The organism is Erwinia papayae (genome assembly GCF_058241465.1).
In genome coordinates this window covers 1,314,481-1,332,157 of the sequence record NZ_JBZCHT010000009.1, presented here as the reverse complement: position 1 = coordinate 1,332,157, position 17,677 = coordinate 1,314,481, and the positions used below count along the sequence as shown (strand labels likewise).

The following is a 17,677-nucleotide window of genomic DNA, read 5'->3' as shown; positions in this document are numbered from 1 at the left end:
ATGTCAGCAAAATTAATGGCGTTATGCCTGCCGTGGTTGCTGGCTGGTTGTATCTCGCTGGACCCCCACTACCAGCGCCCGACCGTCCCGCTGCAACAACCCAAAGGCGAGGCGTATGGCGCGCAGAGTCAGGCGACGATGGGCAACTACCGGGAAACCGCGGTGGAGAGCTATATCCTCGATGCCAGGCTGCGTCAGGTGGTGGGTCTGGCGCTGGATAACAGCCGTGACCTGCGTGAAGCCGTGGCCAGCGTGAAGGCGGCGAGGGCGCAGTATGGCGAGGAGCGTTCGGCGCTGTTCCCGACCATCAATGCCGAACTGAGCGGCAGCCGCTCGCGGTCGCTGACTGGAGAGGGTAACCAGACCGCGCTCAGTTCCAGTTACACCGCACAGGGCGCAACCAGCTCATTTGAGCTGGACTTGTTTGGTAAGAATCAGAGCCTGAGCCGTGAACAGTATGAAACCTGGCTCAGTACGCTGGAGGGAGCGCGCAGCACCCGTCTTACCGTGCTGTACAACACCGTTAACTACTGGCTGACGCTGGCGGCGGACCAGAGCAATCTGACCATTGCCCGGGAGACCGCAGAGAGCGCCCGCCGCTCGCTGGAGATTACCCGTGCCCAGCTGCGTCATGGCACGGTATCGATGGTGGATGTCTCCTCAGCGGAAACCACCTTACAGTCGGCGCTGTCGGATGTTGCCAGCTATCAGACCAGCGTGGCGCAGGACAAAAACGCGCTGGATCTGGTGGTGGGCAAAACGGTGCCGGATAATCTGTTGCCGCAGGGGATAGATTCGCTGGGCAACGCCTTTCAGGCGATCCCGGCCGGTATTTCGTCAGAGGTGCTGCTGAATCGTCCGGATGTGCTCTCAGCCGAGCACGATCTGAAATCGGCCAATGCCAGTATCGGCGCGGCGCGGGCCAACTTCTTCCCCACCATTTCGCTCACCGCCAGCGGGGGAACCGGCAGTGCCGATCTCTCTTCTCTGTTCAGACATGGCGCAGGGGTATGGAGTTTTGCGCCCTCGGTGTCACTGCCGCTGTTCAGCGGAGGCTATAACCTCTCGCAACTGAAATACACCCAGGCGCAGAAAGAGTACTACGTGGCGGCCTATGAGAAGGCGGTGCAGACCGCGTTCCAGGAGGTGGCTGACGCGCTGGCCCGGCGGGGCACCATCCACGATCAGCTGCTCAGTCAGCAGAACGCGGTGGCCTCAGCGCAGCGCTATTACCACCTGGCGGATCTGCGTTACCGCAATGGCATCGATACCTATATCAATGCGCTGGATGCGCAGCGAACGCTCTATACCGCCCGATCCTCTCTGGTCAGCACGCAGCAGGCGTACTATCAGAATCTGATCACCTTCTACAAGGTGATGGGTGGCGGCACGGCGCTGAAGAGGTCGGACAGCAAAATCTGACTGTTTTCCGGCCAGCATTGCTGGCCGGTTATTTTTTAAGGGTGACCAGAGGAAAACGGTGAGCAGAAAAGCCAGCACACAGCTGATGTCTAAACAACAGGAGCAAATCCTCAGCGCCGCAAAAAGCTGCTTCAGTGAGAGCGGTTTTCACGGGGCCAGCATGGCGCAACTGATCCGGTCATCCGGCCTGGCGGCGGCGCAGATTTATCGCGCTTTCCCCGGCAAGGCCTCGCTGATTGTGGCCGTCACCGCCGTGGTGGCAAAAGAATGGCGTGAATTCCTGTTGCTGAAGCTTTCTGGCAGCATCCGTCTCGGCGAGATGTTTGACCGGGCGTCGCTGTTCTGGTCGGGCTGGAGCCGATGCCAGCAGCAGCTGTTGATTGAAATCTACGCGGAAGCGTCCCGCAACGAGCAGGTCAGGGTGATTCTGCTGGCGGAAGAGCAACGGCTGATCGATGCGCTGCTGGAACATCGTCTTCCTGCACTGAGCCGGACCGGCATCGAAATGATCCTGCTCATCCTCGATGGCCTGGTCTGGCGCTGTTTCAGCAGTCCGCAGCCAGACCAGAATGAACTGAACCGCATTGAAGGGATGCTGTTTGCTGGAGAGTGACATCTTTTTTGCGGGTAGACGGATCTGGAGATGACTGGTCGGGTCACGGCTCAGCCTGTTGCCGTCTGCCCAGTGCAACGTCCCGCCTGCTCGGAATATCAGGCGCGGTAACGGCCCTGAGAGCGTGGCTCTCCGGCGGCCGGTCAGAAAATCAGTGGGTGTCCACCCGTTGTAAAATACTCTGCACGGCATCGGTCAGCACTTTACCGGCAGGGTTTCCCTTTAAACGACGGCGGATAATTAAGCCGTCAATCATCACCGCAGCAAAGGTCAGTCGCGTGGCAAGAACAGACTCGTTGTCATCGGGATAACTCTGCTGCTTTCTGCTTAACACATGGTTGAGCAGCTGGCTGAAAGCATCACCGATCATCGTCTCATAATGGGGGTTTCTGGCGGCTTCGGCGGAAATGTTCATCAGCAGCACAATATTCTGTTCAAATTGCTGCACCGCCTGATTGTGGTTTTCTGCCGCCAGATGAAACGGCATGGTGGCTTTTTCAACGCTGTCCTGACGCATGGAAACGCTGATCAGCTCGTGGGTGATGCTGCTGACCAGCGCCTCAATCACCGCGTCTTTATTTTTGAAATAGCGGTAAATCAGCCCGGTGCTGATACCCGCCTGCTCTGCAATGCTGTGAACCGAGGTATTGTGAAATCCTTTTTCGTGCACGCACTTTCGGGCGGCAGCGAGGATTTTCGCGGGTTGATCTGTCACGGCCATGCTCCATCATCGCTCAGTTTCTGGCTTATTCGCGTCGGTAAAAGGGAAGTATACGTATCCTCTCCGGGGGGGGCAAATGCCATCGCCGGATGACAGCGGCAGACGCTAAACGGGGCGAGAACGGCGGTTCACCCGGCAAAACGCAGCCCTTCAGCCGCGTTGATAACGCCGTTCAGACACTGGCTTTCGCCTGGGCAGTGCTTAACGCCATCATCGCGCTCGCCACGGTAAACAGGGCGATGATCCAGGCCATCGTCCAGGGGGTGCCGTCACTGAACAACGCCAGCAGCAGCGAAGAAATAATCCCACTGCCATACTGCAAGGCACCAATCAGCGCGGATGCCGCACCGGCACCACCCGGCTGTGCATCCAGGGCAGCGGCGGTGGCGGTGGCAGCGATAATGCCGTTCATGGCAAAGAAGATAAACACCGGCACGGCGATCGGCAGCACGCCGCCTGTATTCAGCCTGCTGAACAGCGCCAGGGCGAGTGCCGCAAGGGTGGCGATAATCACGGCGATCTTAAGCAGTTTTTCCAGCGGATAGCGATAAACCAGCCGCCGGTTCAGCGTACTGACCACCATCAGCCCGACGATATTTACTGCAAACAGCCAGCCGTAATGCTGCGGTGCCACGCCAAACCAGGTGATATAGACAAAGGGCGAACCGGTGATAAACGCATAGGCGGCAACATAATAAAAGGTCAGGCACAGGGTAAAACGCATAAAGCCGCGATTTTTCAGCAGGCGATAATACAGGTTGAAAGCGCTGCTCAGGGATGCCGGGGTGCGTTTCTCCTGCGGCAGGGTTTCCGGCAGCCAGTACAGAGCGGGCAGCATCAGTACCCCCAGCGCGGCCAGCAGCCAGAAAATGGCATGCCATGAGGTGACCTTAATCATCTGCCCACCCAACAGCGGCCCGGCGATGGGGGCAATCGCCATTACGATAATCAGGGTGGAGAGCATCTGGGCGCTGCGACTGCGGCTGAACAGATCGCGGATCATGGCGCGTGCCAGCATCGGTCCGGTACAGGCACCCAGCGCCTGAAACACCCGCCAGAAAACGATCTGCGCGATATTTTCCGACAGTGCACAGCCCACCGAGCCGATAATAAACAGCACCATACCCACAAACAGCGGTAACCGGCGACCAAAATGGTCGCTCAGCGGCCCCCAGATTAACTGCGCCAGACAAAAACCCGCCAGGAAACCGGTAATGGTTAACTCCGCGTCACCGTGCAGTTGCTGTGCCATCACCGGCATGGCAGGCAGATAAATATCGGTGGAGAGCGAAGTGAAAGCCATTAAGGCGCTGAGGATCACAATAAAGGTTGCGCCACGGGTTTTATGGCCTGCGGGATGCGCGTGAGTGAAGGAGTCGGTCATGGTGGCCCTTGTAAACAGGATAGCCGGACAGCATAACGGCAGATCATGCGGAAATAATCAGGGCAAATCAGATAACCACTATGAGCAGAATTCATAGATAGTGACGCCGTACCGGGCTGCATGGTGCTGTTACTGGCCGTTGCAACCGTTAAGATGACCGTCAGCATTGACCCGGCAGGGGTATATGTAATCACAACGTTATAAAAATGTCTTAAAAAGAGATGGGCATTAACATAACCTTGTGATTTGTAGTGGAATGCTCTGTATTTGCCTTTGTAAGCGAATTAATCCTGCATTAAAGTCGATTATTCAGGCGTTATCTTTTTTTAATTATTTGCTGAACTCTCTGATTGATTAGCTGATATTATACGACCCTCGCTTTACATAATCCTTACAATAAAAAATAGTTAACTTTTATCTTATGATGGCAAAAACAGGGAAGTCTCTGGCGCTGTGCGTCAGCTTATTTATATGCAATACCGTTGCCGCACCATTAACCCCCGCGGACCGTGACTTTATTCAGCAGCAGCAGCAGCAACTGCAACAGGCGCAGCAGCAACGCGATGCGTTATGGCAGGCGGTAACGCCGCAGCCCGCGCCGGTAGCGGGTTCTGCTGCGGGCGGCCCCTGTTTTACCATTGATCAGATTATCCTGCGAAATACCACGCTGATTTCTGAGCGTCAGCAACAACGACTGACGGCGGGATATATTCATCGCTGCCTTAATCTGGCGGCAATTAATACGCTGGTTAATAACGTTTCCAACTGGTATATGCAACGCGGCTATATTACCAGCCGGGCATTTTTAACCGCGCAGGATTTATCTTCCGGCAAACTGTTTATTCAGGTCCTGGAAGGAAAAGTCGAATCCATTCGTCTGGAAGGCAAACAGCCGCTGATGTTGCGCACGGTATTTCCCGGCGTCGAGGGGCATATTCTCAACCTGCGCGATATTGAGCAGGGGATGGAACAGATTAACCGGGTGCGTAACACGCCGGTGCAGATTGAAATTCAACCCGCCGCTCAACCTGGCTATTCAGTGATTAATCTCAGCGGAAAAGCGGAATCTCCTCTGGCTGTGACGTTGGGCTTTGATAACAGCGGGCAGCGCAGCACCGGCACCGGTCAGCTGAGCGCTTCTGCCAACGGCAATAATCTGCTGGGCGTGGCGGACCGCTGGACGCTCAGCGGTGGGCGCAGCAGCGCCTTCAGCCAGTGGCGTGATGCACAGAACATGCAGGCGGGCGTCAGCGTGCCCTATGGCTATGGCCTGCTGGATTACAGCTACAGCTGGAGCAACTATCACAGCAGTTTTGTCAGCGACGATTTTACCTGGCTGAGTAACGGCGACAATGTTGCCCATCGCCTTAACGGCTCGTGGGTGTTGTTTCGCAATGGCGAGATTAAAACCGGGATGCAGCTGGGCCTGAACCACTATGTCAGCCACAACTACCTCAACAGCGCACTGTTACAGAGCAGCAGCCGCAAATTAACCAGCCTGCAATTCGGCCTCGATCACAGCCAGAAAATCGCCGGTGGCGTTGCCACGCTGAATCCGGCCTTCAGCCGGGGGATGCCGTGGTTTGATGCTGAAAGCGACCAGGGTAAAAACGACAACGCCCCCAAAGCCAGCTTCCGTAAATGGAGTCTCACCGGCAGTTTTCAGCGCCCGCTGACAGACCGCCTGTGGTGGCTGAGCAGCTTCTACGCCCAGTGGTCGCCGGACCGTCTTTATGGCAGCGAACGGCTGACGCTGGGGGGCGAAAGCTCGGTGCGCGGCTTCAAAGAGCAATATCTTTCCGGTGATGCCGGTGGCTGGCTGCGCAACGAACTTAATTACAGTTTGTTTACGCTGCCGGTGATGGGCGACGTCAGTGCCGTTGTGGCGGCGGATGGCGGCTGGCTGAAAAGCGATCCGCAAAATCCTGAGTTCACCGGCACTCTGTGGGGCAGCGCGGTGGGACTGACCACCCGCAACCGGCATTTTTACACGCAGTACACCCTGGCGGTGCCGCTCAGCTATCCCGCTTATCTGAACGCGGATCGTGCCAGCATTTATGCCCGCGTCGGGCTGATCTTTTAAGAGAAAATGATTATGGACAATCGTCAGCCCGTTTCTGCCGCCCGTCGGCTGTTAAGTTACCTGGTCTGTTATCTGCTGGCGGTCCAGCCGATGCTTCCTGTGGTGGCGGCCGAGATTACCCCGGTCACCCCCGGCACTAAAGTCGATGCGGCAGGCAACGGCGTGCCGGTAATCAACATCGCCACGCCGAATCAGGCGGGGATCTCGCATAACCAGTACCAGCAGTACAACGTCGGCAGTGAGGGGCTGATCCTCAACAATGCCACCGGGCAGCTGACGCAGACCCGCCTGGGTGGCCTGGTGCAGAACAACACCAATCTGAAAGCCGGGCAGGAAGCCCGCGCAATCATCAATGAAGTGGTCGGCGCGAATCGTTCACAGTTACAGGGTTATACCGAAGTAGCGGGCAGCGCGGCGAAGGTGATAGTGGCGAACCCCTATGGCATTACCTGTAACGGCTGCGGCTTTATCAACACCCCCGGCGTGACCCTGACCACCGGGAAACCCCAGCTGGATGCCAGCGGGAATCTCACCGCGCTGGAGGTCAGCACAGGCACCATCGTGGTGGAAGGACAGGGGCTGGACGGCAGCGACGCCGATGCGGTAGCGATTGTCGCCCGCGCGACCGAGATCAACGCCGGTATCCATGCCCGCGATCTGTCGGTAACGGTGGGGGCCAACCGGGTCAGGCAGGATGGCTCGGTCACCCCCATTGCTGGTGATGGGGCAGCGCCGACGGTGGCGGTGGATACCGGCGCACTGGGCGGCATGTATGCCAACCGTATCCATCTGGTGTCCAGCGAAAATGGCGTGGGGGTAAATCTGGGCAATCTGCTGGCGCGCCAGGGCGATATTGCGCTGGATGCCAACGGCAGGCTGGCGGTGCGTGACAGTATGAGCAGCGGCGCGCTGACCGCCCGTGCGCAAAGCATCGAGCTGAGTGGCGAACACAAATCCGCCGGCCCGCTGACCCTGACCGCTGCCAATGCCATCGACCTGAACCACGCCATCGCAGGCAGCGACAAAGGCATCGCCATGCAGAGCGGGCAACGTCTGCAGCTGGTTGGCAGCCAGCTGACTGCTGGCGAGGGGCTGAGCCTGAACGCGGGCGATCTGAACGCCGATGGCGCAAGCACCGCCCGCGCCGTAGGCAATATCACCATGCAGGCAGCCAGTCAGCTGGATAATGCCGGGCAGTTTGTGGCAGACGGCAATCTGAAGATCAATGCGGCCGTGACCCGCAACAGCGGGACGCTGCTGGCAAAGGAGCAGTTGGATGGGGTCAGCAGCAGTCTGGCAAACCAGGGCACCCTTCAGGGCAACAGCGTTACGCTTAGCAGCGGCACATTGAGCAACAGCGGGACGCTGCTGGCGCAGGAAAACCTCAAGGCGGTCAGCGACAGCCTGACTAATCAGGGCACCCTTCAGGGTAACAGCGTGTCGCTCAATGGTGGCGCATTCACGAACGCCGGGACGCTGCTGGCAACCGGCCAGCTGAATCTTACCAGCGCCAGCCTGGATAACCAGGGCTCCCTGCAGGGCAGTGGCGTCACGCTGAACAGCGGTACGTTACATAACGGCGGTACGCTGCAGAGCACCGCCGGGATGATACTGGCAGGCAACACGCTGGATCAGAGCGGCACCCTGGCGGCGTCCGGGGATATGGCGTTGACTTACCGCGATCGCCTCACTAATGCGGCAGGCGCAACCACCCGAACCGATGGAGCGCTTGGCGTAAAAACCGCTGAGCTGAACCAGCAGGGCACCTTTTCTGCCGGTAAAGGCATAACGCTGGTCAGCGACAGCCTGAACAGCGGTCAGGATGCCCATACCCTCAGCAACGGTGACCTGTCATTGCAGGTGAAAGATCAGGCCGATCTGAGCGGCGAACTGCGGGCTGACGGCCTGCTGAGCAGCAACAGCGGTAGCCTGCTGACCCGCGCCGCTGCACATCTACAGGGTGAAAATATCAACCTCAACGCTGTTCAGGCGGATCTTGCGGGCACCCAGGCCGCCAGCGGTCAGCTGTCCGTCGTCGCCGGTCAACTCAGCCACTCGGGCAAAAGCAGCGCCGCGACTGTGCTGCTCACTGCCAGCGGTGCGCTGGACAACGCCGGTTCGCTGCTGGCGGAAAACCAGCTGCGGGCCAACGCGGCAACGTTAAGCAACAGCGGTAGCGTCAGTGGTGACAACGTCATGTTAACCACTGTTGGTCTGAGCAACAGCGGGGTACTGAGTGCCGGGACGCAGATGCAGCTGGCTGCGGGCGCGCTGGATAACAGCGGGCGGCTCTCTGCGCCCCGGCTCGACCTGAGCAGCACAGCCCTGGATAACCGTGGGCTGGTGCAGGGCGACAGGCAGCTGACGCTGTCAGCTCAGAAGCTGATTAACCAGCAATCGGGCACTATTGCCACTGCGGGCGACCTTGCGCTGGATCTGCCTGATTTCAGCAACGGCGGTCTGTTGACCACGGACGGCGCGCTGAGTCTTTCCGGTGAGCGCCTGTCGAACAGCGGCGAAATCAATGCGGCCTCAGTCCGTGCTGACAATACCCTGTTCAGCAATCTTTCTGACGGCAAACTCCTGGCGACAGGATCTGCGCAGCTGGACAATACGCAACTGAGCAACGACGGCCTGATCGCCGCAGAGCAACTGGCGGTCAACGCCGCATTGCTTGATAACGCGGGCCGGATGCAGGGCAGTGACAGTCTGACCCTGTGGGCAACAACGCTGAACAACGCAACCGCCGGGGAGCTGATTAGCGCGGGCCAGCTGGCGGTTAACGCATCAACGCTGGATAACGCGGGACTGCTACAGGGTAATCAGCTGACGGTCAGCGCCGACAGCTGGCGTAACGCCGGAAACGCGCTGAGCGCCAGGGATGCCACGCTGAGCGCAAAAAACCTCAACAACAGCGGCAAGGTTCTCGGCCAGCAGGCGTTAGTGCTGCGGACAGAGGCGGCGACAAATAACGGCTGGCTGCTGGCAAAGGTGCTGGCATTCCAGGGCGACCTGCACAACAGCGGGGTGATTCAGGGTAATGATGCACTGACGGTGAGCGGCAATCAGCTGGTTAACCAGGCAGACGGACAGCTGCAAACGGCGGGTGCACTGGCGGTCAGTGCCACAAGCCTCGACAACCAGGGCTCTGTTCAGGCACAACGGGCTGATATCCTTGCCGACGACTGGCAGAACAGCGGCAACACACGCACCAGCGGCGATCTTGCTGCCACCGTCAGCGGAGCGCTGACCAACGGCGGCGCGTTAATCGCTCAGCAACAGATGGCACTGAAGGCGGCGGCGTTGAATAACAGCGGCACGCTGGCGGCAGACGGGCTGGCCCTTAGCGCGCCACAGCTGACCAACGGCGGTTTGTTGCAGGGTAACAGCAGCCTGATCCTCGACAGTGCGCAGATCGCCAATCAGGCTGGCGGCAGGCTGATTAGCGGTGGCGCACTCAGTCTGCACCCGGCGCAGCTGAGCAACGATGGCCTGCTTCAGGTGGCTGACCTGCTGGATATCCGCGCAGCTGATTTCAGTAACAGCGGCGAGGTATCTGCCGACGCGCTGAGTGCCAATCTGAGCGGCACTCTCAGCAACAGCGGCAAACTGCTGGTGCGTCAGCAGGCAGAGCTTCAGGCGCAAACGCTGAACAACGCCGGGATCCTCGCTGCGCAACAACTGCGCACCAGCGGTGACCGGCTGCAAAATCAGGGGCTGATGCAGGGTGATGCGGCGTTCAGCGCTGATTTTCGTCAGCTGGATACCCTGGCGGGCGGTCAGTTTCTCAGCGGCGGTGAGCTGGCCTTGCAGGCGGATAATGCCAGTAATGCAGGCAGCTGGCAGGGCGCTCAGCTGAGCGGGCAGTTCGCCTCGTTGAGCAACACGGGCACCGTCAATGGCACCGCCGGTCTGGAAGGCCACGTCAGCGGCGTGCTGGATAACGCAGGCAGCCTGCTGAGCGGGGCAAACGCCAGCCTCAGCGTTGGCAGCCTGCTTAACCGTGGGAAAATCATCGCGGGCGATCTGAGCCTGAACGGCACTACCCTCAATAACAGCGGGCTGTGGCAGGGCAGCAACGCCCTGACCGTGCAGGCCGATGGCGATGTTGTACAGGACAGCAGCGGTAAATCCCTCAGCGGCGGCAGCCTGTTGCTCAGCGCCGCCGGTCTGAATACGGCGGGTATCGTGCAGGGCAGCGATGTCAGCATCACCGCTGACGACTGGCAGAATTCCGCATCGCTCCTCGGCAGCGGTTCACTGACCGCCGGAGTCGGCGGAACGCTGAGTAACAGCGGTGCGCTACTCACCCAGGGCGCGCTGCAAATCAGCGCCGACAGCCTGATAAACAATGGCTCGCTACTGGCAGAAAAAGCCACGCTGCTCAATGGCAGCAGCCTGAATAACAGCGGGGCCATCCAGGGGGAAACTCTGACCATTCGCCCCGCCAGTGTAACCAACCAGGGCAGCCTGACTGGCCTGAAGGCGCTGACGCTGGCGGCTGCGCCACAGCTCAGCCGTTTCCGGGTGCTGCTGGCGCAGGTAACCCCGACGCGGGTGCTGGTGAACAACGCCGGGGGGCAGTTGCTGACCCAGGGCACCCTGACTGTCAGCGGTGATACGCTGACCAACAATGGCAGCTGGCAGGGCCAGCAGATCCTGCTGACGGCCCGACAACTGACCAATAACGGCAGCATTCAGAGCGCCGACGCACTGCAACTCAACCTGAGCGAAAGGCTGGACGCGGCGACAGGCAGCAAAATTTCAGCCAACGGCGCGGCGGCGCTGCATGCTCTGGCGCTCAGCAATCAGGGGCAGTGGATCGCCAGGAATCTGACCGTAACCGGCGACACGCTGAACAACAATGGCGATATCACCGGAGTGGATGGCCTGACCGTGCAACTGAACGGCGCGCTGACCCAGCAGCAGGACAAAACCCTGCTCAGTGCCGGAAAGCTGAGCGTGCAGGCGGCGACGGTGAATAACGCCGGCCGGATGCAGGGCGGCGAACTGGAGCTGACCAGCGGCACCCTGGATAACAACGGGCGGTTGCAGGGCGATAATAATCTGTTGCTGACCACCAGCGGACGGCTGACCAACAACGCTAATGGCACGGTGGTGGGTGGCAACACGCTGACGCTGACCACGCCGGAACTCTACAACTATGGCCTGATTCAGGGCGTGACCGGCCGCATCACCGCCAGTGGACTTGCCAGCAATGCTGGTCGGGTACTCACCGCTGGCGAACTGATTTTCACCACGCCGCAGTTGGTCAACAACGGCTGGCTTCAGGCCGGGCAGCTGACGCTGAATGCGGCGAACACCACCAACAACGGCACGCTGCTGGCCGACCAGCAGGGGACGCTGACCGGTTCTCTGCTTCAGAACCAGGGAATGACCCAGGGCGGGAACCTGGCGGTGAATTATCAGCAGCTGAACAATAACGGCACTCTGCTGGGCACCGGCCTGCTGAACGTCAACGCCGCGCAGATTAACCAGCAGGCGAGCGGGCGGTTATTCAGCGCGGGCAATCTGACGCTGACCAGCAACGGCCTGGATCTGCTGGGCCAGCTGGTGGCGCTGAGCGATGCGTCGTTGAACGTGGCAAATGGCTTTGTCGCCCGCACCGCGCTGGCGGCGGGCAACCGCCTGAGCATCAGCACCAACGGCGTGCTGGAGAATCAGGGCACCCTTCAGGGTCAGGCGCTGACGCTCAGCGCGGGCGGTGCGCTGGTCAATAATGGTCTGCTGACCACCGGTTCTGCCGACAGCAGCCTGTCGGGCAGCCGTATCGCCATGAATGGCGCGGGCAGTTTGCAGGGCGGCGGCAACGTGACCCTGAACAGCGGCAGCGACGTCACCGTGGATGGCTTTACCGGTACGCGCGGCAGCCTGACCATCAGTGCGCCGGGCGCGATTGTTAACACCGCGCTGCTCTATGCCGGGCAGAATCTCTCGTTGCTGGCCAACAGCATCCGTAACCAGCGCGGCGATATCCTCGCCGGTAACAGCCTGTGGATGCAGCGCGATGCGGCGGGCAATGCCAACGGCGAAGTGATTAACACCTCCGGCACCATTGAGTCGCAGGCGGGGGATATTGTGATTAATACCGGGCATTTACTGAACACCCGGGATGGGTTGCAGGTGACACAGACGTCAACACAAAACACCGCCATCAGCGGTCTGGGTGATGCGAACCTGAGCCTGCCTTATACCCAGATGGCGGAGGGTACATGGGGTTACTACGATACGGTAACGGAAAGAACCGTGGGCTCATGTGGCCCTAATGGTTCCTGCACAACATCCAGAACCACCACGTATCACTATGCCCCCTTTGAAGATTACGCCACCCAGAAGTTCGAACAATCACAAACGCAGACCACGGTCGTAACCAGCGGTGGATCAGCGCGGATCGCTTCAGCCAGAGATCTGATTTTGCATGCCGCCAGCCTGGAGAATCAGGCCAGCAATCTGCTCGCTGGCCGGAATGCTTTTTTATCCGGTAACCAGTTGAATAATCAAAGCTGGCAGGCGGGCACCAGCACCGACTATCTGATTTACCAGTACGGCAGCAAAAACGGCGGGGCGGCACCGTTTGCCACCATCGATGGCGACAGCTATGTTTCCCAAAAACCAACCATCAAGACGATAAATTTCAACCTGGTCGGACATGAGCAGCAGGCCGCGCAGGGAGAACTTTACCGCGCCGTCATCCAGGCCGGAGGCAACGTCAGTGCCAGCTTCAGCGGCGATATCAGCAATACCACCACCACCGCCAATGCGGGCTGGTCCGGCAATACGCTGGCCACACCGGGCATCAGCGGCCTGGCTGCCGTCAGTCAGGTGGGGGCGCAGCAGCGGCAGCAGATGGTCAGTGCTGACCGGGTGGCCGTCAGCTCCCCGCAGTGGTTCGATCAATTACAGGCGGCATTGCAACAGGTCAACGCCGGAAGTGCGGTTGAAAACATCACCACCGTCACCACGTCGTTGTTCAGCAATACCGCTAACAGCGCAGGGCGGGCCGACCTGGGCAAAGCCGCCAGCCTGAGCGGTGCGCCGGTGATCAGCACCGCGACGCTGCGTAACGACAAAGCGGCCAGCGTCGATACCAGTGCTTATCCGCTGCCCTCCGGCAGTAATGGTTATTTTGTGGCGGCAGACAGCAAAAGTCCTTATCTGATCACCCTCAATCCAAAACTCAACGCGCTGGGGCAGCTTAACGACAGCCTGTTTGACGGCCTCAACGCGCTGCTGGGCAAACAGCCCGGCACGGCACCGCAGGAAAGCCGTCAGCAGTACACCGATGTCAATACCTTCCTCGGATCGTCTTATCTGCTTGACAGGCTTAACCTGAAGCCGGAGCAGGACTATCGCTTTCTGGGGGATGCGGCCTTTGATACCCGCTATGTCAGCAATGTGGTGCTGAATCAGACCGGCAGCCGCTATCTGAACGGCATCGGTTCTGAACTGGATCAGATGCGCTACCTGATGGACAACGCGGCTGCACAGCAGCAGTCGCTGGGGCTGCAGTTTGGCGTGTCGCTGAGCGCCGCGCAGATCGCCGCGCTCGACGGCAGCATTATCTGGTGGGAAGCCACCACGGTAAATGGTGAAACGGTGATGGTGCCGAAAGTCTACCTGTCACCCAAAGACGTGGCGATGCGTGATGGCAGTGTGATTGCCGGCAACAACGTCAGCCTTGCTGCCGGTAACCTCACCAACAGCGGCAGCACCATCACTGCCAGAGACGATCTGAGCATCAACAGCGATAACAGCATCAGCAATCTCAATGCCGGACTGCTTAATGCCGGTGGCGACCTGCAACTGAGTGCGCTGAATAACATCAACAACGTCAGCGCCACCATCAGCGGGGCAAAAGTCGCGCTGGAGAGCCTGAACGGCGATATCAACAACATCACGGCCACCAGCCAGTGGCAGCTCAGTAGCGGTTCCGCTAAAGGCGGCACCGTTTCGGCGACGCAGACGCTGGTCGGTCAGACCGCCTCGATTGCCGCGCTGGACAGTCTCAGCCTGAAAGCAGGCAATGACATCAGCGTCAAAGGAGCCAGCCTCAGCGCCGGGGGGAATTTGCTGATGGATGCCTGGCACGATATCGCGGTGAGCAGCAATCAGCTGACCTCAGGCGAAGCGCGGTCGGGTATCCGTGGCGTGCAGAACGCTAGCGACAGCACGGTGAGCAACAGCGCCAGCCAGATCGCCGCCGGTAAAAACCTGGTGGTCAGCGCCGGTCACGATCTCAGCGTCACCGCCAGTAACCTCAATGCGGGCGGGAATGCGGCGCTGGCGGCGGGCAACGATCTGAACCTGAACAGCGCCGGTAATGCGCAGAACAGTGCGCAGGGCAACAAAGAGAGCCATGCAAGCGGGCTGGACCGCACCTCGGTCAGCAGCGGCGGCAACCTGACGCTGGCCGCCGGACAGGATATCAGCAGCCAGGCGGCGGCACTGGCCGCAGGCGGCGACGCCGGGCTGAGCGCGGGGCGGGATATTAACCTGGAGGCCGCCGCCACCGGCTCCGGCTACAGCGAAAAGGGCAGTAAAAAAACCGTTATCAGTGAAACCGTGCGTCAGCAGGGTACGGAGATAGCCAGCGGCGGCAACACCTCCCTCGTTGCGGGACGTGATATCACCGCGCATGCCGCCGACGTCACGGCGAAGCAGGATATTGCGTTGCAGGCCGGCCGCGACGTCAATCTGAACACGGCGACGGAAAGCGACTACCTCTACCGGGAAGAAACGAAAACCAAAAAAGGGCTGCTGAGCAAAAAGACCACCCACACCATTCAGGAAGACAGCGCCACCCAGGAGAAAGGCACGCTGCTGAGCGGCGATAACGTTTCGGTCAGGGCGGGCAGTGACCTGCTGGTCAGCGGCTCACAGGTGGTGGGCGACGGGCAGGTGGCGCTTGCCGCCGGGAATAACCTGGCGATCGCGGCGGCGACCAACACCGACTCCAGCTGGCGTTTTTCGGAAACGCGGAAGAGCGGGCTGATGGGGACCGGCGGTATCGGCATCAGCATCGGCAGCAGTAAATCGCTGTCTGAGATGCGCGACAAAGGCAGCACGCAGAGCCAGAGCGCCAGCACGGTGGGCAGCACCGGCGGCAACCTGTCGATCAGCGCCGGTAAGCAGTTGCAGGTAAGCGGATCCGACCTGGTGGCGGGGGGCAGCATGGCGTTGCAGGGCGACAGCGTGGCGATCACGCCGGGTCACGACCTGCGCAGCCATGAACAGCGCACGGAACAGCGCACCAGCGGGCTGACCCTGGCGCTGTCCGGCGCGGTGGGCGAGGCGGTGAACCAGGCGGTGGCGGCGGCGCAGTCGGCGAAGCAGGAGAGCGACGGCCGGCTGGCGGCGTTGCAGGCGACGAAGGCGGTGCTCTCCGGGGTGCAGGCAGAGCAGGCGGGCCAGATAGCACAGATTAAGGCCGATCCGAACAACGGCATTGGCGTGAGCATCTCGCTGACGACGCAGCAGTCCAAATCCCAGCAGCAGCAGCGCAGCGATACCGTCAGCGGCTCAACGCTGAACGCGGGCAAAGACCTGAGCATCACCGCCACCGGCAAAGGGAACGGGCCGGAGAGCGGTAACCTGCTGATAGCGGGCGGTCGTCTGAAGGCGGCGGGGGACACCTCGCTTCAGGCGGCGAACGACATCACGCTGAGCGGGGCGGCCAACACGCAGCAGACCACCGGCAGCAACAGCAGCAGCGGCGGCGGCGTGGGCCTGAGCTTTGGCGTCGGCTCCGGCAGTGCGGGGCTGAGCATTTTTGCCAGCGTCAACGGGGCGTCGGGCCACGAGACGGGCAACGGTACGGCGTGGAGCGAAACGACGGTGGACAGCGGCGGGACGGTGTCGCTGAGCAGCGGTCGCGACACCACGCTGAGCGAGGCGCAGGTCAGCGGCAACCGGGTGGTGGCGGAGGTGGGTCGTGACCTGAGCATCAGCAGTCAGCAGGACAGCGATAAATACGACTCAACGCAGAGCAGCTTCGGGGCGGGTGGCAGCTTCACCTTTGGCACCATGACCGGTTCGGGCTACGTCAACGCCAGCCGGGACAAGATGCACAGCAGCTATGACAGCGTGCAGGAGCAGAGCGGGCTGTATGCCGGAAACGGCGGGTTTGACGTGACGGTGGGCAACCACACGCAGCTGAACGGTGGGGTGATCGCCTCGACGGCGGGCGCGGAGAAGAATACACTCGACACCGGCACACTGGGCTTCAGCGACATCAGCAACGAAGCGGATTACAAAACGGCGCACCAGGGGATCGGGGTCAGCACCGGCGCGTCGATGGGCGGCCAGTTTGCGGGTAACATGGCGAACACGCTGCTGGCGGGCGCGGGCGGCAGCGGACATGCCGGGGGCACGACGCAGTCGGCGGTATCGGCCGGAACGATAGTGGTGCGCGACGGTGCCAGTCAGCAGCAGGACGTGGCGACGCTGAGTCGCGACGCGGCGGGTGCGAACGACAGCATCAGCCCGATCTTTAACAAAGAGAAAGAGCAGCAGCGGCTGCAAACGGCCCAGCTGATAGGGGAGATTGGGGCGCAGGCGGGTGATATCGCGCGGACGCAGGGCGATATCAACGGGCTTGAGAAGGCCAGGGCTGATAACAAAAATATTAAAGTCCCGGACGCGAACGCATCAGAAAAGGAGCGTGAAGCCTATCTGGCTGAGCTGCGCGCCACCCCGACATACAAAAATGAAATGCTGAGCTGGGGAACCGGCAGCGCCGTTCAGCAGGGTATCCAGGCGGCGACGGCGGCGGTACAGGGGCTGGCGGGTGGAAATATCGGCCAGGCCATCAGTGGCGCAGCGGCACCGTATCTGGCAGAACAAATCCACACGCTGACGGAAGGCAATCCGGAAGCACAGGCAATGGCTCACGCGGTGGTTGGTGCTGTCGTCGCTCAGGCATCCGGAAACAGCGCACTGGCAGGAGCCGCCGGAGCGGTCAGTGGCGAACTGATGGCGAAGCTGGTAATGGAACAGCTGTATCCGGGCAAAAAGGTCAGCGAGCTGACGGAAACGGAGAAACAGACCATCAGCGCACTGGGCACGCTGGCGGCGGGTCTGGCGGGTGGTGTGGCAGGTGACAGCACGGCGGGCGCGGTTGCGGGCGCGCAGGCCGGTAAGAATGCTGTGGAGAATAACTCGCTGTCGGGTGACCAGGCCCGTGAAACGGTGAAACAGGCCGCTGAATCCCTGAAAAATCAGGGCAGGGACAAGCTGGGTGAAGGTACAACCTCGTCTATCGCCAACGCCATCATTAACGGCCTTGCGGATACCGGCGATGCGGCATTAGGTAGCGTGGATTACGCAGCAGATGCGGCAATGGCGCTGGCGTCATGTGCAACCGGGGACAGCTACTGTGGCACGGCGCTGAACGACCTGGCCGGAAAAAACTAGGCGGTTGCGGACAGCGTGAAA

Annotated in this window: 6 protein-coding genes; 4 read left to right on the top strand and 2 right to left on the bottom strand. The window is 60.4% G+C overall.

Translation table 11 applies throughout. From position 1 onward, the window contains the following. Positions 1 to 1,422 carry an efflux transporter outer membrane subunit gene (locus AC3RPL_RS11085; RefSeq protein ID WP_490740061.1) on the top strand — a complete coding sequence of 474 codons (1,422 nt, stop codon included), beginning with the start codon at positions 1 to 3 and terminating at the stop codon, positions 1,420 to 1,422. Between the two features lie 58 nt (positions 1,423 to 1,480). Next, positions 1,481 to 2,035 (top strand): TetR/AcrR family transcriptional regulator, encoded by a 555-nt coding sequence (locus tag AC3RPL_RS11080; protein ID WP_490740060.1) that lies wholly within the window; start codon positions 1,481 to 1,483, stop codon positions 2,033 to 2,035. Between the two features lie 151 nt (positions 2,036 to 2,186). Here the strand turns inward: AC3RPL_RS11080 and AC3RPL_RS11075 are convergent, their stop codons facing one another. Both AC3RPL_RS11075 and AC3RPL_RS11070 read right to left on the bottom strand, forming a co-directional pair. Then, positions 2,187 to 2,750, bottom strand: a complete 564-nt coding sequence (locus tag AC3RPL_RS11075) for a TetR/AcrR family transcriptional regulator (RefSeq protein ID WP_490740059.1) — start codon at positions 2,748 to 2,750, stop codon at positions 2,187 to 2,189. Positions 2,751 to 2,928: 178 nt separating this feature from the next. Then, positions 2,929 to 4,140, bottom strand: a complete 1,212-nt coding sequence (locus AC3RPL_RS11070) for a multidrug effflux MFS transporter (RefSeq protein WP_490740058.1) — start codon at positions 4,138 to 4,140, stop codon at positions 2,929 to 2,931. A gap of 421 nt (positions 4,141 to 4,561) precedes the next feature. On the opposite strand from AC3RPL_RS11070, the gene AC3RPL_RS11065 reads away from it, so the two are divergent. Then, a complete protein-coding gene (locus tag AC3RPL_RS11065) occupies positions 4,562 to 6,223 on the top strand; it encodes a ShlB/FhaC/HecB family hemolysin secretion/activation protein (RefSeq protein WP_490740057.1) in 1,662 nt (553 codons plus the stop codon). Between the two features lie 12 nt (positions 6,224 to 6,235). Beyond that, the gene (locus AC3RPL_RS11060; RefSeq protein ID WP_490740056.1) at positions 6,236 to 17,656 is read left to right on the top strand and encodes a hemagglutinin repeat-containing protein; all 11,421 of its coding nucleotides are present in this window, start codon (positions 6,236 to 6,238) and stop codon (positions 17,654 to 17,656) included. Positions 17,657 to 17,677 lie beyond the last annotated feature (21 nt).